This is a genomic window from Alishewanella sp. HH-ZS (genome assembly GCF_001704375.1).
Taxonomy (GTDB): domain Bacteria; phylum Pseudomonadota; class Gammaproteobacteria; order Enterobacterales; family Alteromonadaceae; genus Alishewanella; species Alishewanella aestuarii.
Genome location: NZ_LZEJ01000032.1, coordinates 32,698 through 54,268, shown reverse-complemented (window position 1 = coordinate 54,268; position 21,571 = coordinate 32,698). Strand labels below are relative to the sequence as shown.

18 protein-coding genes, 4 tRNA genes and 1 CRISPR repeat array (1 of these 23 cut by a window edge) are annotated in these 21,571 nt (G+C 51.2%); of the genes, 5 read left to right on the top strand and 17 right to left on the bottom strand.

What is annotated here, in order from left to right; genetic code table 11:
• The 15 genes from pnp to rlmE form a co-directional block, all read right to left on the bottom strand.
• Positions 1–2,121 carry a polyribonucleotide nucleotidyltransferase gene (gene pnp / locus A9165_RS12675; RefSeq protein ID WP_065956148.1) on the bottom strand — a complete coding sequence of 707 codons (2,121 nt, stop codon included), beginning with the start codon at positions 2,119–2,121 and terminating at the stop codon, positions 1–3.
• Positions 2,122–2,290: 169 nt separating this feature from the next.
• Positions 2,291–2,560, bottom strand: a complete 270-nt coding sequence (rpsO, locus tag A9165_RS12670) for a 30S ribosomal protein S15 (RefSeq protein ID WP_065956147.1) — start codon at positions 2,558–2,560, stop codon at positions 2,291–2,293.
• 99 nt (positions 2,561–2,659) lie between these two features.
• A complete protein-coding gene (gene truB / locus A9165_RS12665; protein ID WP_065956146.1) occupies positions 2,660–3,610 on the bottom strand; it encodes a tRNA pseudouridine(55) synthase TruB in 951 nt (316 codons plus the stop codon).
• Positions 3,610–4,020, bottom strand: a complete 411-nt coding sequence (gene rbfA, locus A9165_RS12660; protein WP_197408368.1) for a 30S ribosome-binding factor RbfA — start codon at positions 4,018–4,020, stop codon at positions 3,610–3,612. The genes truB and rbfA overlap by 1 nt, the downstream gene beginning before the upstream one ends.
• Before the next feature lie 93 nt (positions 4,021–4,113).
• On the bottom strand, positions 4,114–6,789 hold the full coding sequence (gene infB, locus A9165_RS12655) for a translation initiation factor IF-2 (RefSeq protein ID WP_065956145.1): 2,676 nt from the start codon (positions 6,787–6,789) through the stop codon (positions 4,114–4,116).
• A gap of 25 nt (positions 6,790–6,814) precedes the next feature.
• Positions 6,815–8,311 (bottom strand): transcription termination factor NusA, encoded by a 1,497-nt coding sequence (gene nusA / locus A9165_RS12650; RefSeq protein WP_065956144.1) that lies wholly within the window; start codon positions 8,309–8,311, stop codon positions 6,815–6,817.
• Positions 8,312–8,345: 34 nt separating this feature from the next.
• The gene (rimP, locus tag A9165_RS12645; protein ID WP_008608757.1) at positions 8,346–8,801 is read right to left on the bottom strand and encodes a ribosome maturation factor RimP; all 456 of its coding nucleotides are present in this window, start codon (positions 8,799–8,801) and stop codon (positions 8,346–8,348) included.
• A gap of 236 nt (positions 8,802–9,037) precedes the next feature.
• A tRNA-Met gene (locus A9165_RS12640) sits at positions 9,038–9,114 on the bottom strand.
• A gap of 63 nt (positions 9,115–9,177) precedes the next feature.
• Positions 9,178–9,262: transfer RNA gene (locus tag A9165_RS12635), tRNA-Leu, on the bottom strand.
• Between the two features lie 21 nt (positions 9,263–9,283).
• Positions 9,284–9,619, bottom strand: a complete 336-nt coding sequence (secG, locus tag A9165_RS12630) for a preprotein translocase subunit SecG (RefSeq protein ID WP_065956143.1) — start codon at positions 9,617–9,619, stop codon at positions 9,284–9,286.
• Between the two features lie 2 nt (positions 9,620–9,621).
• Positions 9,622–10,359 (bottom strand): triose-phosphate isomerase, encoded by a 738-nt coding sequence (gene tpiA / locus A9165_RS12625; protein WP_065956142.1) that lies wholly within the window; start codon positions 10,357–10,359, stop codon positions 9,622–9,624.
• 102 nt (positions 10,360–10,461) lie between these two features.
• Positions 10,462–11,796 (bottom strand): phosphoglucosamine mutase, encoded by a 1,335-nt coding sequence (gene glmM, locus A9165_RS12620; RefSeq protein ID WP_065956141.1) that lies wholly within the window; start codon positions 11,794–11,796, stop codon positions 10,462–10,464.
• Positions 11,797–11,799: 3 nt separating this feature from the next.
• Positions 11,800–12,633, bottom strand: coding sequence for a dihydropteroate synthase (gene folP, locus A9165_RS12615; RefSeq protein WP_065956140.1), 834 nt, complete (start codon positions 12,631–12,633; stop codon positions 11,800–11,802).
• A gap of 81 nt (positions 12,634–12,714) precedes the next feature.
• Complete coding sequence (gene ftsH / locus A9165_RS12610) at positions 12,715–14,643, bottom strand: ATP-dependent zinc metalloprotease FtsH (protein ID WP_083216284.1); 1,929 nt, start codon at positions 14,641–14,643, stop codon at positions 12,715–12,717.
• A 48-nt stretch (positions 14,644–14,691) separates the two neighbouring features.
• A complete protein-coding gene (rlmE, locus tag A9165_RS12605; protein ID WP_065956139.1) occupies positions 14,692–15,321 on the bottom strand; it encodes a 23S rRNA (uridine(2552)-2'-O)-methyltransferase RlmE in 630 nt (209 codons plus the stop codon).
• A gap of 81 nt (positions 15,322–15,402) precedes the next feature.
• Here rlmE and yhbY point away from each other — a divergent pair, with 81 nt between their 5' ends.
• Entirely contained in the window at positions 15,403–15,699 is a 297-nt protein-coding gene (gene yhbY, locus A9165_RS12600; protein WP_065956138.1) for a ribosome assembly RNA-binding protein YhbY, read from the top strand.
• Positions 15,700–15,704: 5 nt separating this feature from the next.
• Here the strand turns inward: yhbY and A9165_RS12595 are convergent, their stop codons facing one another.
• Complete coding sequence (locus A9165_RS12595; protein ID WP_008608770.1) at positions 15,705–16,100, bottom strand: hypothetical protein; 396 nt, start codon at positions 16,098–16,100, stop codon at positions 15,705–15,707.
• Positions 16,101–16,188: 88 nt separating this feature from the next.
• Here A9165_RS12595 and A9165_RS12590 point away from each other — a divergent pair, with 88 nt between their 5' ends.
• The 3 genes from A9165_RS12590 (at position 16,189) to A9165_RS12580 (ending at position 19,324) form a co-directional block, all read left to right on the top strand.
• Positions 16,189–17,922 carry a DEAD/DEAH box helicase gene (locus tag A9165_RS12590; RefSeq protein WP_065956137.1) on the top strand — a complete coding sequence of 578 codons (1,734 nt, stop codon included), beginning with the start codon at positions 16,189–16,191 and terminating at the stop codon, positions 17,920–17,922.
• A gap of 67 nt (positions 17,923–17,989) precedes the next feature.
• A complete protein-coding gene (locus tag A9165_RS12585; protein ID WP_065956136.1) occupies positions 17,990–19,198 on the top strand; it encodes an FIST signal transduction protein in 1,209 nt (402 codons plus the stop codon).
• Between the two features lie 52 nt (positions 19,199–19,250).
• A tRNA-Gly gene (locus A9165_RS12580) sits at positions 19,251–19,324 on the top strand.
• Positions 19,325–19,674: 350 nt separating this feature from the next.
• Here A9165_RS12580 and A9165_RS16805 read toward each other — a convergent pair.
• Positions 19,675–19,899: an addiction module protein gene (locus tag A9165_RS16805; RefSeq protein WP_169313975.1), complete on the bottom strand. Its 225-nt coding sequence runs from the start codon at positions 19,897–19,899 to the stop codon at positions 19,675–19,677.
• 154 nt (positions 19,900–20,053) lie between these two features.
• Here A9165_RS16805 and A9165_RS16930 point away from each other — a divergent pair.
• Positions 20,054–20,124: transfer RNA gene (locus A9165_RS16930), tRNA-OTHER, on the top strand.
• 233 nt (positions 20,125–20,357) lie between these two features.
• Positions 20,358–21,571: a CRISPR direct-repeat array (repeat unit 32 nt; unit sequence GTTTCAATCCACGCGCCTGCGTGAGGCGCGAC); it runs 1,932 nt beyond the window's last position.

Here is a 21,571-nt window from a genome sequence, read left to right as displayed (position 1 = left end):
TTAAGCTTCTGTAGCCGCTTCTGCAGCTGGTTTTGCCGAGGCTTCTTTGATGCTCAGACGCACGCGGCCTTGCTTATCCACTTCCAGTACTTTCACTGCCACTTTCTGGCCAACCTGCAGGTGATCGGCAACATTCGCTACGCGCTCATCTGAGATTTGTGAAATATGCACCAGACCATCTTTACCTGGCAGTACATTAACGAAAGCACCGAAATCAACGATCCGTACCACTTCGCCCTGGTAGATAGCACCAACTTCAATCTCTGCAGTAATAGCATTGATCTTATCGATGGCAATCTGCGCCGCTTTCGCGGTGGTGGCAGCAATCTTAATGCTACCGTCATCTTCCAGCTCGATAGTGGTACCGGACTCTTCGGTGATCTGACGGATTACGGCGCCGCCTTTACCGATAACTTCACGGATTTTCTCCGGGTTAATCTTCATCGTGTAGATACGCGGAGCGTATTCTGACATTTCTGAACGGTGCGAGCTAATCGCCTGATCCATCACATTCAGAATATGCAGACGGGCCGCTTTTGCTTGCTTCAGCGCGATTTGCATAATTTCCTGAGTGATACCGTCGATCTTAATGTCCATCTGCAGCGCGGTGATACCTTCAGCAGTACCGGCAACTTTAAAGTCCATATCGCCCAGGTGATCTTCATCACCCAGAATGTCAGACAGCACGACGAAGTCTTCACCTTCTTTAACCAGACCCATGGCAATACCAGCCACTGAGGCTTTGATCGGTACACCGGCATCCATCAGCGCCAGTGACGAACCACAGACTGAGGCCATTGAGCTTGAACCGTTCGATTCAGTGATTTCTGAAACCACACGTACCGTGTACGGGAACTCGTCAAACGATGGCATTACTGCCTGCACACCACGCTTAGCCAGACGACCGTGGCCGATTTCACGGCGCTTCGGAGAGCCCATCATGCCAGTTTCACCCACTGAGTACGGAGGGAAGTTGTAGTGCAGCATAAAGGTATCGTTTTTGGCACTTAACAAATCGTCAACGCTTTGCGCATCACGGGCCGTACCTAAGGTCGCCGTCACCAGCGCCTGAGTTTCACCCCGGGTGAACAGGGCTGAACCGTGGGTACGTGGCAGAACACCAGTCATCACGCTTAAACCACGGATCATTTCCGGATCACGGCCATCGATACGCGGCTCACCTTTGGTAATACGGCCACGCACCACTTTTGATTCCAGATTATGGAAAATTTCACCGACTTCCGTCAGGTTCAACGCTTCGCCTTCTGCCAGCTCAGCGGATAATTTCTCAATCAGAGCAGCTTTGATCTCACCAATCCGCTCATAGCGTTTGGCTTTTTCGGTGATGCGGTAAGCATCGCCCAAATCGGCAGTCGCCAGCTCGGCGATTTTTGCGATCAGGGCGTCGTTCTTCGCAGGGGCAACCCAGTTCCAGGCAGGCTTAGCAGCTTCGCCGGCAAATTCAACGATGGCATTGATCGCAGTTTGCATTTGCTGGTGACCGTACATAACGGCGCCTAACATCACGTCTTCTGACAGGATACCGGCTTCCGATTCCACCATTAATACCGCGTTTTGCGTACCGGCAACCACTAAGTCCAGCTTAGAGGTTTTCAGTTCTTCTTCTGATGGGTTTAACACGTACTGGTTATTGATATAACCAACTCGGGCCGCACCGATAGGGCCACTGAACGGGATACCAGAGATAGCTAAGGCAGCAGAAGTACCAATCAGTGCCACGATATCCGGTTGAATTTCTGGCTGCACTGACACCACAGTAGCAACAACCTGCACTTCGTTAGTGAAGCCTTCCGGGAACAGTGGGCGAATTGGCCGGTCGATTAAACGTGAGGTCAGGGTCTCGCCTTCGCTTGGCCGGCCTTCGCGCTTAAAGAAACCGCCCGGGATCCGGCCGGCTGCATACATTTTTTCCTGGTAGTTTACGGTTAACGGAAAGAAGTCCTGACCAGGTTTAGCTTCTTTTTTGCCCACTACTGTTACTAAAACAGCAGTATCTCCCAGGCTGGCCAACACTGCGGCATCTGCCTGACGGGCGATAACGCCGGTTTCTAAAGTAAAGGTGTGTTGGCCGAACTGGAATGATTTTACGATGGGAGTCACGTGGTGTTTTCCTTTGTCTTAATCGCCGAATTGCGATGTGTTGCTCTGTTTTATTTGCTTGCTTAGTATACTCTGTAAGCTGTAACAAAAGATAGTTCCGTTCTTTTGCCAGAAAAAATTTTGGCCATAAAAAAAGAGGCCCGAAAGCCTCTTCTTTTACTGACGTCGATTAACGACGTAAGCCTAAACGCTCGATCAGGCTGCTGTAACGCGCCAGATCTTTGCCTTTCAGGTAGTCTAACAGTTTACGGCGCTGGCTAACCATGCGCAGCAGACCACGACGTGAGTGGAAGTCATGCATGTGCTCGGCAAAGTGGCCTTGCAGGTGGTTGATAGAAGCGGTTAACAGGGCAACCTGTACTTCTGGTGAACCGGTGTCGCCCGCTTTAACAGCGTATTGGGCAACGATTTGTGCTTTTTGAGCAGCGCTTAATGACATGGTATGTCTCCAAATGTGAGTGAACTAAAATACGCTAACCGCCGATCACTCATCCAGCGGCAGCAAAACTGCCGGCGCATTGTACAGGGCCGGCCTGTTTTAAGCAAGTAAACTGCTGTCGTCGGCAACTGTCGGTGCTAACGCCGCCAGATTAATCAGTCGCCGGCTACTCAGTTCGCCAGACACAATTTCACCAATACCCAACAACTGACCTGATTCGGCATAAAGCTTTACCACTTCGGCATCAGCGGTGGCCACCTGACAACTCTGGCCATGCATAATGGCTTTTTGCTGCGCAGCATCCAGAACCTGGCTGGGTAAGCCCTGTAACCCGGCATCCATCGGTAACAGTAATGCATCCAACGCCGCCCAGTCCTGCTGTTCATTAAGCGCTTCCAGCTGTTGCGGTGTGACCATTTGCGCCGCCTGAAAAGGCCCTACCTGCACCCGGTGCAACCGGCTGACATGAGCACCACAGCCCAGTAGTTCACCCAGATCATCAATCAGCGTGCGGATATAGGTGCCTTTGGAACAATGCACAATAAAATCTGCGGTCTGTGCCGTACGTGACAGCAACTCAAAACGATAGATGCTGATCGGCCGCGCTTCGCGTGGCACCTCAATGCCCTGCCGGGCATATTTGTACAGGGGCTGGCCCTGATACTTCAACGCCGAAAACATCGTCGGCACCTGTAAAATATCCCCGCTCAGCTGCTGCATCGCTGTGGTCAGCTCAGGCTCGCTAAAACTGACCGCTTTTTCACTGACGACCTCGCCCTCGGCATCACTGGTGGTGGTACGGATACCAAAGGTGGCGGTCACCTGATAGGTTTTATCAGTATCCAGCAAAAATTGGCTAAACTTAGTCGCTTCACCAAAACAAATAGGCAGTAAGCCAGACGCCATCGGATCCAGCGCGCCGGTATGACCGGCTTTTTGCGCCTGATAGAGCCAACGCACCCGTTGCAAAATACCGTTACTACTGACCTCTAACGGCTTGTCCAGCAGCAGGATACCATGTACCGGCCGGGCATTTTTACGGGCACGCATTATTCCAGTTCTTCCGCTTCCGGATTAGGGCCTGCTTGCTGACGCTTACGCTCATCGTCTTTGCGCACTGTATCTACCAGATTGGCCATCCGGATACCCTCATTCAGCGACTGATCAAAGGCAAAGCGGATATGTGGCACAATGCGGGTTTGGATCCTTTTACCGATTAAACTGCGAATAAAACCAGAAGCTTCGTTCAGGATCTTCAGGTTATCTTCCACCTTACTATCATCCATACCGAGGAAGGTGACAAACACCTTGGCATGCGATAAGTCGCGCGATACTTCAACATCGGACACGGTGATCATGGTGTGCAGCCGGGGATCTTTAATTTCGCGCTGCAGGATCACTGCCATTTCTTTTTTCATCTGTTGTGACAGACGATCAACACGGGAAAACTCTTTCATTATCTTATCCTTAGTCTCATGCTGCAGCGCAGCGCTGCCGAGACTTAAACACAACAGGGGCAACCTGTGCCCCTGTTTATCGGTAAGCCGTTGCTATTATAGCGTACGTTCTACCTGGATCGTTTCAAACACTTCGATCTGGTCGCCTTCGCGCACATCGTTGTAGTTCTTCACACCGATACCACATTCAAAGCCCTGACGTACTTCGCTAACGTCATCTTTAAAGCGACGCAGTGACTCCAGTTCACCTTCGTAAATCACCACGTTATCACGCAGTACGCGGATTGGCGCATTGCGCTTGATGATACCTTCGGTAACCATACAGCCGGCGATAGCGCCAAACTTCGGTGAGCGGAACACATCGCGTACCTGAGCCAGACCGATGATCTGTTGCTTAAACTCTGGCGCCAACATACCGGTCATTGCCTGTTTCACTTCGTCTAACAGCTCATAAATGATGCTGTAGTAACGCAGATCCAGACCTTCGTCCTCGACCAGTTTACGAGCCGAACCATCTGCACGGACGTTAAAGCCGATAATAATGGCAGAAGAAGCCGCCGCCAGCGAGACGTCAGTTTCAGTAATACCACCTACGCCTGAGCCGACAATCTTCACTTTTACTTCGTCCGTCGACAGCTTCATCAGAGATTCAGTGATCGCTTCCACCGAACCTTGTACGTCTGCTTTCAGCACGATATTCAGCTCAGACACATCGCCTTCAGACATGTTGGCGAACATATTCTCCAGCTTAGCTTTCTGTTGCCGTGCCAGTTTCACATCGCGGAACTTGCCCTGACGATACAGTGCAACTTCACGGGCTTTGCGCTCGTCTTTCACCACTGTCACTTCGTCACCGGCTTGCGGTACACCGGACAGACCTAAAATCTCGACCGGAATTGACGGGCCGGCAGTTTTCACTTCTTTACCGTTTTCATCACGCATGGCCCGCACACGGCCGTACTCAAAGCCACACAGCACCACATCGCCCTGAGTCAGGGTGCCTTCCTGTACCAGGATAGAGGCGACCGGACCACGGCCTTTGTCCAAGCGGGATTCGATGACCACGCCCTTCGCCAGGCCTTTGTGGACAGCTTGTAATTCAAGCAGTTCCGCCTGGTTCAGAATGGCTTCCAGCAGGTCATCAATACCCTGACCGGTTTTAGCCGACACCGGTACAAACTGCGTATCGCCGCCCCATTCTTCCGAAATGACGCCATACTGCGACAACTCATTCCGCACCCGGTCGATATCAGCAGTCGGTTTATCGACTTTCGTTACCGCAACAACTAACGGTGCATTACCGGCCTTGGCGTGCTGGATCGCTTCTTTGGTTTGTGGCATTACACCGTCGTCAGCAGCAACAACCAGAATTACGATATCCGTGGCTTTAGCACCACGCGCCCGCATTGAAGTAAAGGCCGCGTGACCCGGTGTATCCAGGAAGGTCACCATACCGCGTGGCGTTTCTACATGGTAAGCACCGATATGCTGGGTAATACCACCGGCTTCGCCGGCGGCAACCTTGGCTTTACGGATATAGTCCAGTAATGAAGTCTTACCATGGTCAACGTGACCCATAACGGTCACCACAGGTGCGCGTGGCTCCAGCTCGCCCTGACCTTCACGGTCTGACATCACCGCTTCTTCCAGCTCGTTTTCTTTGGTCAGAATAAACTTATGGCCCATTTCTTCACAGACAATGGCTGCTGTCTCCTGATCAATGACCTGGTTGATGGTGGCCATGGCGCCCATCTTCATCATGACTTTGATCACTTCAGACGCTTTGACCGCCATCTTCGCTGCCAATTCGGCAACGGTGATGGTTTCACCAATCTTCACTTCACGCTCTACCGGCTGTGCTGGCTTGTTAAAGCCGTGCTGCATGCTGGTAGGGGTTTTCTTTTTCTTGGCATGCCGGTTGGCGCGGTTAAAGGCCTCTTTATCATTAGCCTCATCTTTACCTTTCTTCGCTTTTGCTACCGGGGCTTTTTTACCTACGCCACGACGACCCGCACGCTCTTCTTTAGCATCGACTTCATCTTCAGCCTGCTTGGCGAATTTATTGCTGGTCAGATGGTAATCGTCGGCATCAGAACGGGTTGTTTCCTGCTGTGACCAGCGCTCACCATTTTCTTCGGCCAGCTTGCGGGCGGCTTCAACCTGACGCGCAGCTTCTTCTTCCAGCTTACGCAGCGCTTCCGCTTCCTGCTGCTTACGAATACGCTCTGCTTCTTTGCGGGCTTCTTCTTTCGCCGCACGGCGAGCCGCTTCTTCCGGATCATCTTTATTGACCGGGGCTGCCGCTTTTTGCTCTTCACGCTTCTTCGCTTCAGCAGCACGGCGCTCGGCTTCTTCTTTCGCTTTTAACTGGGCGGCTTCACGCGCTTTACGCTCAGCTTCCAGTCGTGCAGCTTCGGCCTGCTCTTCGGCGATACGGGCTTCTTCCTGCGCTTTTAGCGTGGCTTCATCCAGCATTGGCTTTTTGATATAGGTTTTTTGCTTACGCACTTCCACCTGGATTTCACGGTTACGGCCAGCGCCGCCGGCAACACTCAGGGTGGTTTTTTCTTTGCGCTTTAACGTCAGCTTTGCCGGCTCAGCTGGCTTGCCGCCATGCTGCTTGCTCAGGTGCTCTAATAACGCTTTTTTCTCGTCTTCGGTTACCGTCTGGCCCTGGGCCTTGGTAATACCTGCATCAGCAAATTGTTGCACTAACCGATCAACAGTAGTACCGACATCACTGGCCAGTTTTTCTATGGTGACTTCTGCCATTTGTGTTGTTACCTCCGTTGACTACTTAGTTACTTTCATTAAACCAGACGATATTACGGGCAGCCATAATCAGGGCTGCAGCTTTTTCTTCAGGCATTTCTACAATTTCTAACAAATCGTCGGTTCCTAATTCTGCCAGGTCATCCAGCGTGGTGACACCTTTGCTGGCGATAACATAAGCAGTATGGGTATCTAAACCTTCCAGTGCCAGTAACGCCTCTGACGGCTTAGCACCTTCCAGTGATTCTTCATTGGCCAGGGCGCGAGTGGTTAATACATCTTTGGCACGGCTACGTAACACCTCGACGGTGTCTTCGTCTAAACCATCAATTGACAGTAATTCGCTGATCGGTACATAAGCAATTTCTTCCAGCGTTGAGAAACCTTCGTCAACCAGCACGTCAGCAAAGTCTTCGTCAATTTCCAGCGCATCCATAAACTGCTGGCGAACTTTCTCGGTCTCTTCCTGGTGCTTTTTCTTCATATCAGAAACTGACATCACGTTCAGTTCCCAACCGGTTAACTGACTGGCAAGACGCACGTTCTGACCGTTACGGCCAATTGCCATCGCCAGGTTAGAATCCTCAACCGCGATATCCATCGAGTGGGCGTCTTCATCAACAATAATGGAGGCCACTTCGGCCGGTGCCATGGCGTTGATTACAAACTGGGCATCGTTGTCGTCATACAACACGATATCAACCCGCTCGCCACCCAGTTCATTAGACACAGCCTGCACCCGTGAACCACGCATACCAACACAAGCACCCACAGGGTCGATGCGGCGGTCATTGCTCTTCACCGCAATCTTCGCCCGTGAACCCGGGTCGCGGGCTGCACCACGCAGCTCAATCATTTCCTCGCCAATTTCCGGCACTTCAATGCGGAACAGTTCCATCAGCATTTCTGGCTTGGCACGGCTTAAAAATAACTGTGCACCCCGGGCTTCTGGTTTTACATCAAACAGTAAGGCACGCAAGCGATCGCCCGGCCGGTAAGTTTCGCGTGGTAACATCTCTTCGCGTGGTAACATGGCTTCAGCATTGTTACCCAGATCAACAATAATGCTGTCGCGGTTAACTTTTTTCACCACGCCAGTGACTAACTCACCCACTTGATCCAGATAGGCTTCAACCACTTGAGACCGCTCAGCTTCGCGGACTTTTTGCACGATAACCTGCTTCGCCATTTGCGTGGTAATGCGGTCAAATTCAATAGATGGAATTTGCTCTTCAACAAAATCGCCAATTTTCAGATTGGGTTCGTCATATTGTGCGGCAGATAGCGTGATTTCACGGTACGGATGCTCCATCACCGCATCATCGGCAACGACTTCCCAACGGCGAAAGGTCTCATAAGAGCCCGTCTTACGATCAATGCTAACGCGAACTTCGATATCGCCTTCGTTTTTCTTCTTAGTGGCAGCGGCTAATGCGAATTCCAGCGCCTGGAAAATCTTTTCCCGCGGCACGGATTTTTCGTTCGACACCGCATCAACAACTAATAATATTTCTTTTGCCATGGTCTATGCCTCGTTCTGATGCTACCCGGGCCGGTTAAAATACCGGCACCACGTTTGCTTTATCAATGTTATCGACAAGCAAACTAAAGGGTTTGCCATCTACTTCCATTACCAACATATCGCCATCGAGCGCTGTCAGTATGCCTTTGAATTTGCGTCGGCCTTCCTGAGGGACTGTCAGTTTCACCTCGATCTTTTGCCCGACATAGAGTGCGAACTGTGCTTCGGTAAATAACGGTCGATCTAAACCCGGTGAAGACACTTCCAGCGTGTATTCAGTAGGAATAGGATCTTCAACATCCAGCAGAGCACTGACTTCACGACTGACAATGGCGCAGTCGTCTACATTGACGCCATCTGCTTTGTCGATAAAGATCCGTAAGGTGGTATGGCGGCCAGCACGGACCAGCTCGATACCCCATAATTGATAACCGGCTGCTTCCACAGTCGGTGTCAGCAGCTCAGTTAGTTGCTGTTCTTGTTTAGCCAAAAAAGACCTCCGAAACACAAATAAAAAATGGGCGAAGCGCCCATTACTACTTAAAACACGGACTCCAGATGCGAAAACGCCCCGAACGAGCGGGGCGAATCAGTATCCAGACACTAACCATATCGCCAATGATTAATGTTTTAAATTTGGTTGCGCTAGCCGGATTTCGACCTTCGCCCCGTGGTTATAAAGAGGAGCCCGAAGGCGCTTTCTATAATCACTTCTCACAATCAAGTTGGTTGCGGGAGCCGGATTTGAACCGACGACCTTCGGGTTATGAGCCCGACGAGCTACCAGGCTGCTCCATCCCGCGTCCGTAACTGGCGCACATTATAACGTGCCTGAACTATGTCCGCAAGGCATGCTTGCGTTAATTTGGTGCCGAGAGCGGGACTTGAACCCGCACGTCCGAAGACACTACCCCCTCAAGATAGCGTGTCTACCAATTTCACCACCTCGGCTTGAAAACTTAGGCTTGAAAACTAGTTGCCTACCGGGATGTCGTTCTCGTCATCTTTCTTGGCAGGAGCCTGCTCGGTCGAAACCGGCACAGAGCGGAAGAACTCAGAACCGTCGTCTGGCTTGCTTTGTTTGGCGGTATAATTACCCAGCACAATACTCAGCACGAAAAACAGTGTAGCCAGCACAGTCGTGGTTTTAGTCAGGAAATTACCGGTACCGGAAGAACCGAACACCGTCGCTGACGCGCCGGCACCAAAGGCAGCGCCCATGCTGGCACCTTTACCATGCTGGATCAACACCAGGCCGATCAAGGCTAGGGCAACCAGCAGATATAACACGATAAAAATCTCGTACATATTTAATCCTTTGCACTCAGGCAAATCTGGACAAATTCATCCGGCTTTAAGCTGGCTCCGCCAACTAAAGCACCATTAATATCGGGTTGTGCAAATAACGCAGCGCAGTTCTCTGCGTTCACACTACCACCATATAAAATTCTAAGCTGCATCGCAGCTACGGCGTCGTAACGCCCAAGCTCAGCCCGGATAAAAGCATGCGTCTGTTGCGCTTGCTCCGGCGTGGCCGACTCCCCGGTACCAATGGCCCAAACCGGTTCATAAGCGACCACGGATTTGCTCAGCAATTCGGGCTGCGAAGCATACACCGCAGCTAACTGTTTCGCAAGAACCTGTTCGGTTTTTTCTTGCTGTCGCTCAGTCAACGTCTCGCCAATACAGAGTATCGGAGTTAACCCCTGGCGAATTGCCGAGGCCAGTTTTTCTGCCACCAACTGGTCTGATTCAAACTGGTATTGCCGACGCTCGGAATGCCCGACTAAGCAATAACTGGCACCAGCCTCTTGTAGCAGAGCGCCACTGAGCTGACCGGTATAAGCTCCCGCTTCAGCAACGCTAATATCCTGGCCACCTAACATAAAGTTACGCTGCGCCGGGAAAGCCATTAACAGGGTCGCCGGCGGACAAACCAGCAGATCGGCATCAACCGTCAGTGCGGACAGAGCATCTGTTACTGCCGCAACCAATGCTAGATTACCATTCATCTTCCAGTTGGCCGCGATCAGAGGTTTAAGCGCCATTATGCGTATCCTTTGCTAAAACGCGCCGATAGTAACCAAGCTTGCCGCTAAGGACAAGCTTTTCAGGGTTTAAAACGCTCAGTTGCACAATTTTTAGCAGCTTCAGCTGGCAATTTTTACTGCTGCAGCAATCTGTTCGGCGTATTGCCGCACCAGCGTTTCGTCCTCGCCTTCCACCATAACCCGGATCAGTGGCTCGGTACCGGACTTGCGGATCAGCACCCGGCCGGTACCGGCTAATGCCCGCTCCACTTCACTGATACTTTGCTTCACATTTTGCTTATCCAGCGGTGCTGAGCCTTTGGCAAATTTCACATTAACCAGTACCTGCGGCAGTTTGCGCATATCGGCACATAACTCAGAGAGGGTTTTACCACTGCTCAGCATCGCATTCAGCACCTGCAAGGAGGCAATAATGCCGTCGCCGGTGCAGGTATAATCCAGGTTCAACACATGACCGGAGTTCTCGCCACCGATGCGCCAGTTCTTTTCCCGCAGCAGCTCCATAACATAGCGATCGCCGACGGCACTGCGGGCAAAGGGAATATCCAGCCGGGCTAACGCCAGTTCCAGCCCCATATTGCTCATCAGGGTACCCACTACACCACCTTGTAAGGTGCCGGCTTCTTTAGCGGCGCGGGCAATGATATAGACAATTTCATCACCGTCCAGCACCCGGCCTTGCTGATCGACCATCATCACCCGATCCCCGTCGCCATCATAAGCAATACCCAGATCAGCGCCTTGCGCCAGCACCGTATCACGCAACAGGTCAGTATGGGTTGCACCACACTTATCATTGATATTCAGGCCATCCGGCTTGCAACCAATGGCAATCACCTCAGCGCCCAGCTCTTTAAATACGGAAGGGGCGATATGATAGGTCGCACCATGCGCACAATCGATCACGATCTTCAGTCCGTTTAGTGACAGGTGATTGCTTAAATGGCTTTTACAAAACTCGATATAACGGCCGGAGGCGTCATTAATCCGCTCGGCTTTACCCAGTTTCTCTGAAGGTTCACAGAGCATCGGCTGTTCCAGCTCATGCTCAATCGCTAACTCAACCTCATCTGGTAACTTAGTACCATCGGCAGAAAAGAATTTAATGCCGTTATCATAGTAAGGGTTATGCGATGCACTAATCACGATACCCGCTTCGGCTCTGAAGGTACGGGTTAAGTACGCTACTGCCGGTGTTGGCATCGGACCTAACAGCCGTACATCGATACCCGCGGCGATTAAACCCGCCTCCAGCGCCGTTTCCAGCAAATAACCGGAAATCCGGGTATCTTTACCAATCAGCACTTTACGGGTACCCCGTTCTGATAGTACCCGACCGGCAGCCCAGCCCAGCTTCATCGCGAATTCCGGCGTGATCGGAAAATCACCAACCCGGCCACGCACACCATCAGTACCAAAATATTTTCTGCTCATTCCTTAAACTCCATAACGTGCAGCGGCGGCCACCCGCACAGCCTGCACCGTAGCTTTTACATCATGCACCCGGATAATCTGCGCGCCGGCATAAGCCGCCAGAGTCGCACACGCCAGACTTCCCGCCAGACGTTCAGTTACCGGGACATCCAATAATTGACCTATCATAGATTTGCGTGACATTCCGGCGAGTACCGGATAACCACTTTGCACAAATTTATCCATCGCTGCTAACAGCTGATAGTTATGCGTCAGATTCTTACCGAAGCCAAAGCCGGGGTCCAGAATTATTTGTGTTGCCGCTATGCCCGCTTGTTGGCAGTCAAGCGCCCGTTGTAATAAAAATGCCAACACTTGCTGCACCACATCCTGATAGTCCGGCGCCTGTTGCATAGTACGTGGCGCACCCTGCATATGCATCAGGCAAACCGGTACCTGCAGCGCAGCGGCGGTTGCCAGGGCGCCATCTTCCTGTAAGGCTCTTACATCGTTAATGATATCGGCGCCAGCCTGAACCGCGGCTGACATCACAGCCGCCTTACTGGTATCAATCGAAATCACACAATCAAAGCGGCTGCGCAGCGCGCTAATCACCGGGAGCACCCGCTCTAATTCCTGCTCCAGACTCACCTCAGCAGCGCCCGGCCGGGTTGATTCACCGCCGATATCCAGAATAGTGGCGCCATCCTGTAACATTTGGGCTGCGGCTGCGACCGCCTGCTCTAGCTGCTGATGTTTACCGCCATCAGAGAAAGAGTCCGGGGTAACATTCAATATCCCCATCACCTGGGGGCGGCTTAAATCCAGCTCACGCTGGCGAGGCAAAACTAAACGCATGCAAAAAACCTTAGTCGAACGATCTGCTTATTAAACGACAAACCCCGGTAAACCGGGGTTTGAGTAGCATCAGCAACAGCTTTAGTGCACATTGCCCTCAGAGGGTTTATCCGTCACCGTTGGTGCCGGCTTATCTGATTTGGCAGTGCTATCGCCATCATCCTTTGACCCCTTGTCGCGCGGTTCCCAGTTCTCAGGTTGGCTGACCGGGCGGCGCTCCATTAATTCTTTAATCTGACGGGAATCAATGGTTTCATACAACATCAGTGCATCTTTCATCGAGTGCAGAATATCCATATTCTGTTCCAACAGCTCCTTCGCCCGATCGTAGTTGCGATCAATAATGGCTTTGATTTCCGAATCGATGATTGATGCTGTCTCGTCAGACATATGCTTAGCTTTCGCCATGCTGCGCCCCAGGAAAACCTCGCCTTCTTCTTCGGCATACAACAGCGGTCCTAATTTCTCAGAGAAGCCCCACTGGGTCACCATGTTACGGGCAATCGAGGTCGCATATTTAATATCTTGCGACGCACCGGTTGACACGGCATCGGTACCATAAATCATCTCTTCGGCTAAACGGCCACCGTAGGCGACGGAAATCTTACTCTCCAGTTTACGACGGCTCACGCTGATGGCGTCTTGCTCTGGCAGGAAGAAGGTGACACCCAGCGCCCGACCACGCGGGATAATAGTGACTTTGTGTACCGGATCATGCTCCGGCACCAGGTAACCCACGATGGCATGCCCCGCCTCATGATAGGCCGTCATTTCTTTCTCAGCGTCGGTCATCACCATAGAGCGGCGCTCGGTGCCCATCATAATTTTATCTTTGGCGCGCTCGAACTCTTCCATACTAACCACACGGCGGTTGCCGCGGGCTGCAAACAGTGCCGCTTCGTTTACCAGGTTAGCTAAATCTGCGCCAGAGAAACCCGGTGTACCGCGGGCAATCACACTGGCTTTTACATCTTCAGCCAGTGGCACTTTGCGCATATGCACTTTCAGAATTTGTTCGCGGCCACGCACATCTGGCAGGCCTACTACCACCTGACGGTCGAACCGGCCTGGCCGTAACAAGGCGGCATCCAGCACGTCCGGACGGTTGGTGGCAGCGATAATGATAATACCTTCGTTACCATCGAAGCCGTCCATCTCAACCAGCATCTGGTTCAAGGTTTGCTCACGCTCGTCATGACCACCACCTAAACCGGCGCCACGCTGGCGGCCAACCGCATCAATTTCATCGATAAAGATGATACAAGGCGCGGCTTTTTTGGCTTGCTCGAACATGTCGCGTACCCGTGAGGCACCAACACCGACGAACATTTCTACAAAGTCTGAACCCGAAATTGTGAAAAACGGCACCTTGGCTTCGCCGGCAATCGCCTTGGCTAGCAAAGTTTTACCGGTACCCGGTGGGCCAACCATCAGAATGCCTTTTGGAATTTTGCCGCCCAGTTTCTGGAAACGCGATGGGTCACGCAGGTAATCCACCAGCTCAGATACTTCCTCCTTCGCTTCGTCACAACCGGCAACGTCAGCAAAGGTGGTTTTAATTTGATCTTCGCTCATCAGGCGGGCTTTGCTCTTACCAAAAGACATCGCGCCCTTGCCGCCACCGCCCTGCATCTGGCGCATAAAGAAAATCCAGACGCCGATCAGCAGTAACATTGGGAACCAGGAGATAAAGATGGTGGCCAGCCAGCTGGTTTCTTCCGGCTTAGCACCCAGCACCCGTACGTCGTTATTGATCAGGTCATCCATCAACTTGGGATCATTAACCGGCAACACGGTTTCAAAACGTTCACCACTGCGTTTCACACCAGTGATCACGCCGCTGCGCTCAATCTTTACTTCGCGGATCAGGCCCTGGTTTACTTCCCTGACAAACTGGGTATAGCTCGTCTGGCGATCCGCATTTTCGTTCGGGCTAAAGCTGTTGAATACTGACATCAGCACCACAGCGATGATTAACCAGACAATCAGATTTTTTGCCATGTCGCTCAAGGTTATAACCTCATCATTAACTAGAAATCGAAATACCGGCCCACTTTACTAAAGTTTGAAGCCGGTCGCCACGATATATGTCTCACGTGAACGGGCACGTGACGATTCGGGCTTACGTATTTTTACCGTATTAAATACTGCTCTAACGTCTTTCAGGAACTGTTCAAAGCCATCGCCCTGAAATACTTTGACCACAAAGCTGCCATTTTGCTTCAACACTTTATGGCACATATCCAGCGCCAGTTCCACCAGATAAATGGATCGCGCCTGGTCAGTGGTATCATTGCCACTCATATTCGGCGCCATATCTGATAGTACCACATCTACGTTTTTACCGCCGATCCGGCTCAGTAGCGCATGTAAAACCGCCTCTTCGCGAAAATCGCCCTGTAAAAATGCCACACCGGCCAGTGGATCCATCGGCAAGATATCACAGGCAATTACCGTCCCCTGCTGACCCACCAGACCTGCCACATATTGCGACCAGCTGCCGGGCGCTGAACCCAAATCAACCACTGTCATCCCAGAGCGGATTAACTTATCCTGCTGCTGGATTTCCTCCAGTTTAAAGGAGGCCCGCGATCTTAGACCAAGCTTTTGCGCTTTTTGCACAAAATGGTCATCAAAATGCTCTTTCAACCAGCGGGTTGAACTGGCGGAGCGTTTTTTCTTGGTCATGTTACCACTCTTAAATAGTGTTATGCCTTAGATGGCGCTACAATAGGCATAATTCAAGCTTTTACCGGATATTCTAACCTTATGAGTTTAACCAATAAACAAAAACAGTTCTTAAAAAGCAAAGCCCATGATTTAAAGCCGGTTATTTTGCTCGGTGCTAACGGGCTTACGGAAGGCGTAATGGCGGAAATCGACAGCGCGCTAAACTTTCATGAACTGATTAAAATCAAAGTTCCAGGTGAAGATCGCGAGCAAAAAGTCCTGATAATGGATGCGATTATCCGCGAAAGCAAAGCCGAGAAAGTACAAGTCATTGGTAAAATTCTGGTGCTGTACCGGCGGTCAGAAGATAAGAAAATTCAGCTGCCTCGCGGCTAGGCGGCTTACTGAAGAAAGCCAGCACGCTGCAGTGCCTGACGCGCGCTTTGTTCATCTGCAGCAGCCTGGCTAACCAACTGTTCTGGTTTACTGGCTGCGGTTGCCTTGGCAAACTGCCATAGCACCATAGTGTTGTCAGCATAAATCGTTTCAACATGTGCCAATCGGTGCCGGTAACACCACTCGGTATTTTCCACACAAAGCTTGAGTACATCTGCCGGGCAAATCTGCCACTGGCGAATATCGAGCACCAATGCCCATGGCGCTGCGACTATGGGTTTGACCAGGTTCCGAAATTCCTGCACATACTGCTCGGCATTGGCAGTGGTCCAAAGACCTTGCGCAGAAACCCATAAAACTCGCTGCTCCAGTTTAAGCGCAAAAGGTTTTTTAGATAACATGTACACCTCCGGTGGAACGTCTTGTTACTATAACCGGAATGATCAAGAAATATAGTGTTACCTGGTCCGAGCAGAACATCACAACCCCATGATTAAACTTCGAGACTATCAACAACAAGCGGTACAGGCAGCCATCTCACACTTTAAACAACGTGATGAGTCCGCAGTTATTGTATTGCCAACGGGTGCCGGCAAAAGCTTAGTGATTGCCGAGTTAGCCCGCCAGGCGCGTGGCAGGGTATTGGTGCTAACCCATGTTAAAGAACTGGTGGCACAAAATGCAGATAAGGTTGCTCAGCTGGGTCAGAGCGCCAGTATTTTTTCTGCAGGCTTACAACAACGCGATCCCACCGGAAAAGCCGTGGTTACGAGTGTCCAGTCTGCGACACCCAACAAAACACTGTTCAACCAGCCTTTTTCACTGGTGATTATCGACGAATGTCATCGGGTTAGCCTTAGCGAAAACAGTCAGTATCAACAACTACTTAGCCATCTGAAAAACGTTAATCCACAGCTAAAACTGCTGGGACTCACTGCCACCCCCTACCGGCTGGGTAGTGGCTGGATCTATCGTAGCCACTATTTTGGAAAAATCGGTAATACCGACAATCCGGCATTTGAACACTGTGTGTTTGATTACCCGTTACGACCACTGATCAAACAAGGGTACTTAACACCACCGCGTTTATTAGATGGGTTAAGCGCGCAGTACGATTTCAGTGCCTTATCACCGGCACCGGATGGCGATTACTCAGCAACTGCTGTCGATTCTCTGCTCGGGAAAATGGGCCGTGCCACCACCTTAATTGTAAAACAAATCAGCGACTTAGGCGCTAACCGCCGCGGAGTAATTATTTTCGCGGCTACCGTTAAGCACGCCAAAGAAATAATGACACTGTTAGCTGATGAATCCGCCGCCATCCTTACCGCCGATACTCCGGATCCTGAGCGGGATGCGTTGATAGAGGCGTTTAAACAACAACAACTGAAGTTTCTAGTAAACGTTGCTGTACTGACCACTGGCTTTGACGCACCGCATGTCGATTTTATTGCGATATTAAGACCAACCGCCTCAGTCAGTTTATTTCAGCAGATGGTAGGACGTGGCTTACGGCTCTCCCCCGGTAAAGACGAATGTTTGATCATTGACTATGCCGCGAATGGCTATGATATCTTTTATCCGGAAGTCGGGGCGCCGAAGCCGCATAGTAAAGCAAAACCGGTACAGGTACCCTGCCCCAGTTGTGGGTTTGCTAACTTATTCTGGGGTCTGACTGACCAGGATGGCGATATTATCGAACACTACGGCCGCCGTTGTCAGGGTTTAATCGCCGACAGCCAACAACAGTGCGACTTTCGCTTTCGCAGCCGCCAATGCCCGGATTGTGGTGCCGAGAACGACATCGCGGCCCGCAGTTGCGGACAATGCCAATCAGTTCTGGTTGATCCCGACAAACGACTGCGTGAGGTGTTAAGTCAGCAACATCATCATCTATTTCGCTGTGACGCTATGCAACTTAGTGCCGAAGAAGGTCAGCTAAAAGTTACCTATTATGATGTGGATGGCACGCCGTTTTATCGCTGGTTTAAACTGGACACTGCGGCTCAGCGCCGGGCGCTTTACGCAGTGTTTATCAAACCACACAGCAAAGCACCTGGCTTACCACTGCCTGCATTCACCAACGCGACTGAGCTGGCTGCACTGGCAGTCTATTTTAAGCCACCGCAACTATTACTGTTGCAGAAGCAGCAAAAGCACTGGCAACTGGTCGAGGCGTTTTTTGATTATCAGGGGCGTTTTCTGCATCGGGATAAAATATAAAAATAAAGTTACAAAAGGCCGCCGGCAAGACTAAAATAGCAGCAATTTGCTAAAAAAGGATTTTTCTATGCAAGCCGGAGTGGCTTACTGTGACGCCAAAGTGCCCTTTGCGGCCGGGTTTCAACTAGCCCGGGACGCTGCAACGCAGGCTAATATCGCCGAAATTGCCGTATTACTGCTATTTTGCAATGCAGCGACCGACTATCAGCGCCTGCTGGATGGCGCGCGGCAATATTGTGGCGGCAACACCATTATTATCGGCGGCTCTGCCGTGGGCGTTATCACTAACAATCACCTGGTCAGTGGCGGTCAAGCTGCTGCCGCTATGGCGCTGGCGGCAACCGATGTGGATTTTTTCCCGGCACTTGCCGAACAGTTAAGCCGTGATCCCAGCGCAGCCGGAGCGTCACTGGCAGAACAGTTAGCTCCCAATAATAATGCCAAGCTGCTACTTCTGTTTTATGATTCAATTCGGTATGCCGGCAATGCCCAGCAACCTGCGATATTAAACCCCTCGCCCCCGCTACTTAAGGCTCTGCGTAAGCCTTTACCCGCAAAGTTACCTATCGCTGGTGCGGGTTTATTAGCAGATCTGGTATTTGGACCAACGAAACAGTTTTTTCAGCGACAACTAACCGAGAATGCAGCTCTGGCACTGCAATTTAGTGGCAACTTACGCCCCTACATAGTGGCTATGCATGGCTGTGAGCCTTTTACGTCACGTAGCTTTACTATCACCCGCAGTTTCGGGCAGTTTATTTACGAATTAGATAAACAACCCGTTTGTGCAGTGCTGGACCAAGTAATTGGTACCAGATCGTGGCGCAATCAAAAGCCGGTACTTGATTTTGCCCTTGGCGTTAAATACCCGGAGCAAACCCACAATTTATACAGCACTAGTTATGTCACCCGACTGATAAATGGCGTTCTGCCCAACGACGAGGGCATTATTCTGTTTGAACCAGATCTGGCCGAAGGCACTACCGTTCATTTAATGCAGCGCAATAGCCAAAGTATTCAGGCTGCTGCTACCAACCAACTAACAGCCTTGTTTACCCAAATGCGCGCAGAGCAAAGCAAACCTGTAGCCGCACTGTATTTCGATTGTGCCGGCCGTATGACAGGCTCCAAAGCTGAAGCTGTTTTGATACAACAACAACTCACTGCAGCTCAGATCCCAATGCTGGGTATTTATTGCGGCGTTGAAATTGCGCCGATAGGCCTCCATAGTCGCAGTCTGGATTGGAGCGCAGTGCTAATTCTGCTTTGCCGTTAGTGCATGATGCTTGACGACTTGCAGCGTAATCCGTATCTTAGCGCTCTGCGTTGCGGGTGTAGTTCAGTGGTAGAATGCCAGCTTCCCAAGCTCGAGATACGGGTTCGATTCCCGTCACCCGCTCCATCTTGTCAATTCTTTATCTTTTCCCCTTTGCGCCTTAACTTAATTGTTAATTTTGTGCATCATCGGCACTTTCGACTTATTAAGTGACTCCGACGAACGCGATAAAGCCCTGCAGCCTATGACCGACACCGGTATCTTAGTCACAATCCTGGCCTACTGCGGCTTGTTGGCTATTCTGCTTTGGCTTTCAGTATTAATGGCAGACAGCGGTATTCCGGGTACTAACTTGCCACTGATTTTTATCTCCAGCTGATTTTTTCAATTTAAGTAAGCCTTTAAAGTCCTCGAATTCGATGACTTTGCTTTTTGTTACTACACCTCTAATCCCATCGAATTCGATGGGATTAAGCTTATGTTGCGTAGCAGCGAAGTTCAGTGATAACAGAATCCCAGTTTTCACCTTGTTCTGGATCTTTTTTGTAATCGTCTAAACGAGAGGTAAGAACTGCGCACTGCCAGGCTGTCAACCCCGAATCTGTAGCAAGGATCTCTGAGTTTATGGAAACAAACTCAGCTTTTATCAAGCTGGGATTGCTTGGCAGCTGCTTTTGGCAATACTTCGTTACTCTTTTCATTCTCATCGTGTTTCCACTGAAATATAGCGTTCCGAATTCCCTCGATATCAGCTAACCCGGAACAAGCGAAAGATGCATCGAAGTGACACAGCTCCTCAATTATTACACTAAAGCTGTAGCACTCTTTTTGGCCATATTCTATATTACTGGGGCAGCTAGTGTACTCTTAATGGTAAAGCGGCGGTGTTATGATCGTTTATGCGGGTTCGACCCCCGCCATTAGCTGCTTTATTTTTATTCTGGTTTCCAAAAATAGCTTCCACGAATTAATACCCTTAGATCTTATCTACCGCTAACCCCAGATCCAGAGTACGTTGTGAACAAAAGCGCCTATAATAAATTACAATCTGGAGTAATACCCTTCACGATTGTAACCTTTATAGTTCAGCGTATTTAAATCTGCATTTCTGCGTAAGGCGCGACGGGTCGAATCGGGCTTTGTAACGTGGCATTTTAACGTTTCGATCCACGCGCCTGCGTGAGGCGCGACTAACAGCGCAGCCAGCACAGCCGCAAACGGCTTTGTTTCAATCTACGCGCCTGCGTGAGGCGCGACGCCCGCCATACTTTGGTTTGCGTGACTATGGGATGGTTTCAATCCACGCGCCTGCGTGAGGCGCGACTCCGCAAGATCCCGGACCGAGTAGTTCTTGAATAAGTTTCAATCCACGCGCCTGCGTGAGGCGCGACTGGCAAGTTGTTGCTCGCTGAAATACCCTTGCGGGTTTCAATCCACGCGCCTGCGTGAGGCGCGACATCTCGGCGACGTTGGTGCAGTGATACGTCTCACGGTTTCAATCCACGCGCCTGCGTGAGGCGCGACATAGTCGAAACTTTCAGGCCATTTGCCTGCAAAGGTTTCAATCCACGCGCCTGCGTGAGGCGCGACCCCTCGCTTGCAAGCTCCTTCGGAGCTGCCGCATGGTTTCAATCCACGCGCCTGCGTGAGGCGCGACAACGCGCTGCAGCTGTTTTTGTAAAATGCTTTCGCGTTTCAATCCACGCGCCTGCGTGAGGCGCGACTAATTTCAGCTGCCAATGTTTCGCCATTTACCAGTTTCAATCCACGCGCCTGCGTGAGGCGCGACCCAGGAGCAGAGTTTTCTAAACGTTTATGATCTGGTTTCAATCCACGCGCCTGCGTGAGGCGCGACCGCGCTGTACTGGCCAGCCGGCATCTACGCCGAAGTTTCAATCCACGCGCCTGCGTGAGGCGCGACTTGATAGGCACTATAATCGCCCTATGCCCCGGCGTTTCAATCCACGCGCCTGCGTGAGGCGCGACACACGCTGACCAAAAGACGGTGCTGGCTGTTCGCGTTTCAATCCACGCGCCTGCGTGAGGCGCGACCAAGTGCTCTCTCAAACGGGTTAATAATTTGCTCGTTTCAATCCACGCGCCTGCGTGAGGCGCGACCTTATGGCTGGCCATAGCGGCTTGCTCCACACGCTGTTTCAATCCACGCGCCTGCGTGAGGCGCGACGCGGCACCGCTACAGGCACTCTTGCTTTAACGTGGGTTTCAATCCACGCGCCTGCGTGAGGCGCGACGCTTATCTACAACTAAAAAAGCGTTTGATTCGCAGTTTCAATCCACGCGCCTGCGTGAGGCGCGACCGGCGTCAATTGTTGAGCGCGATGATTTCGATAAGTTTCAATCCACGCGCCTGCG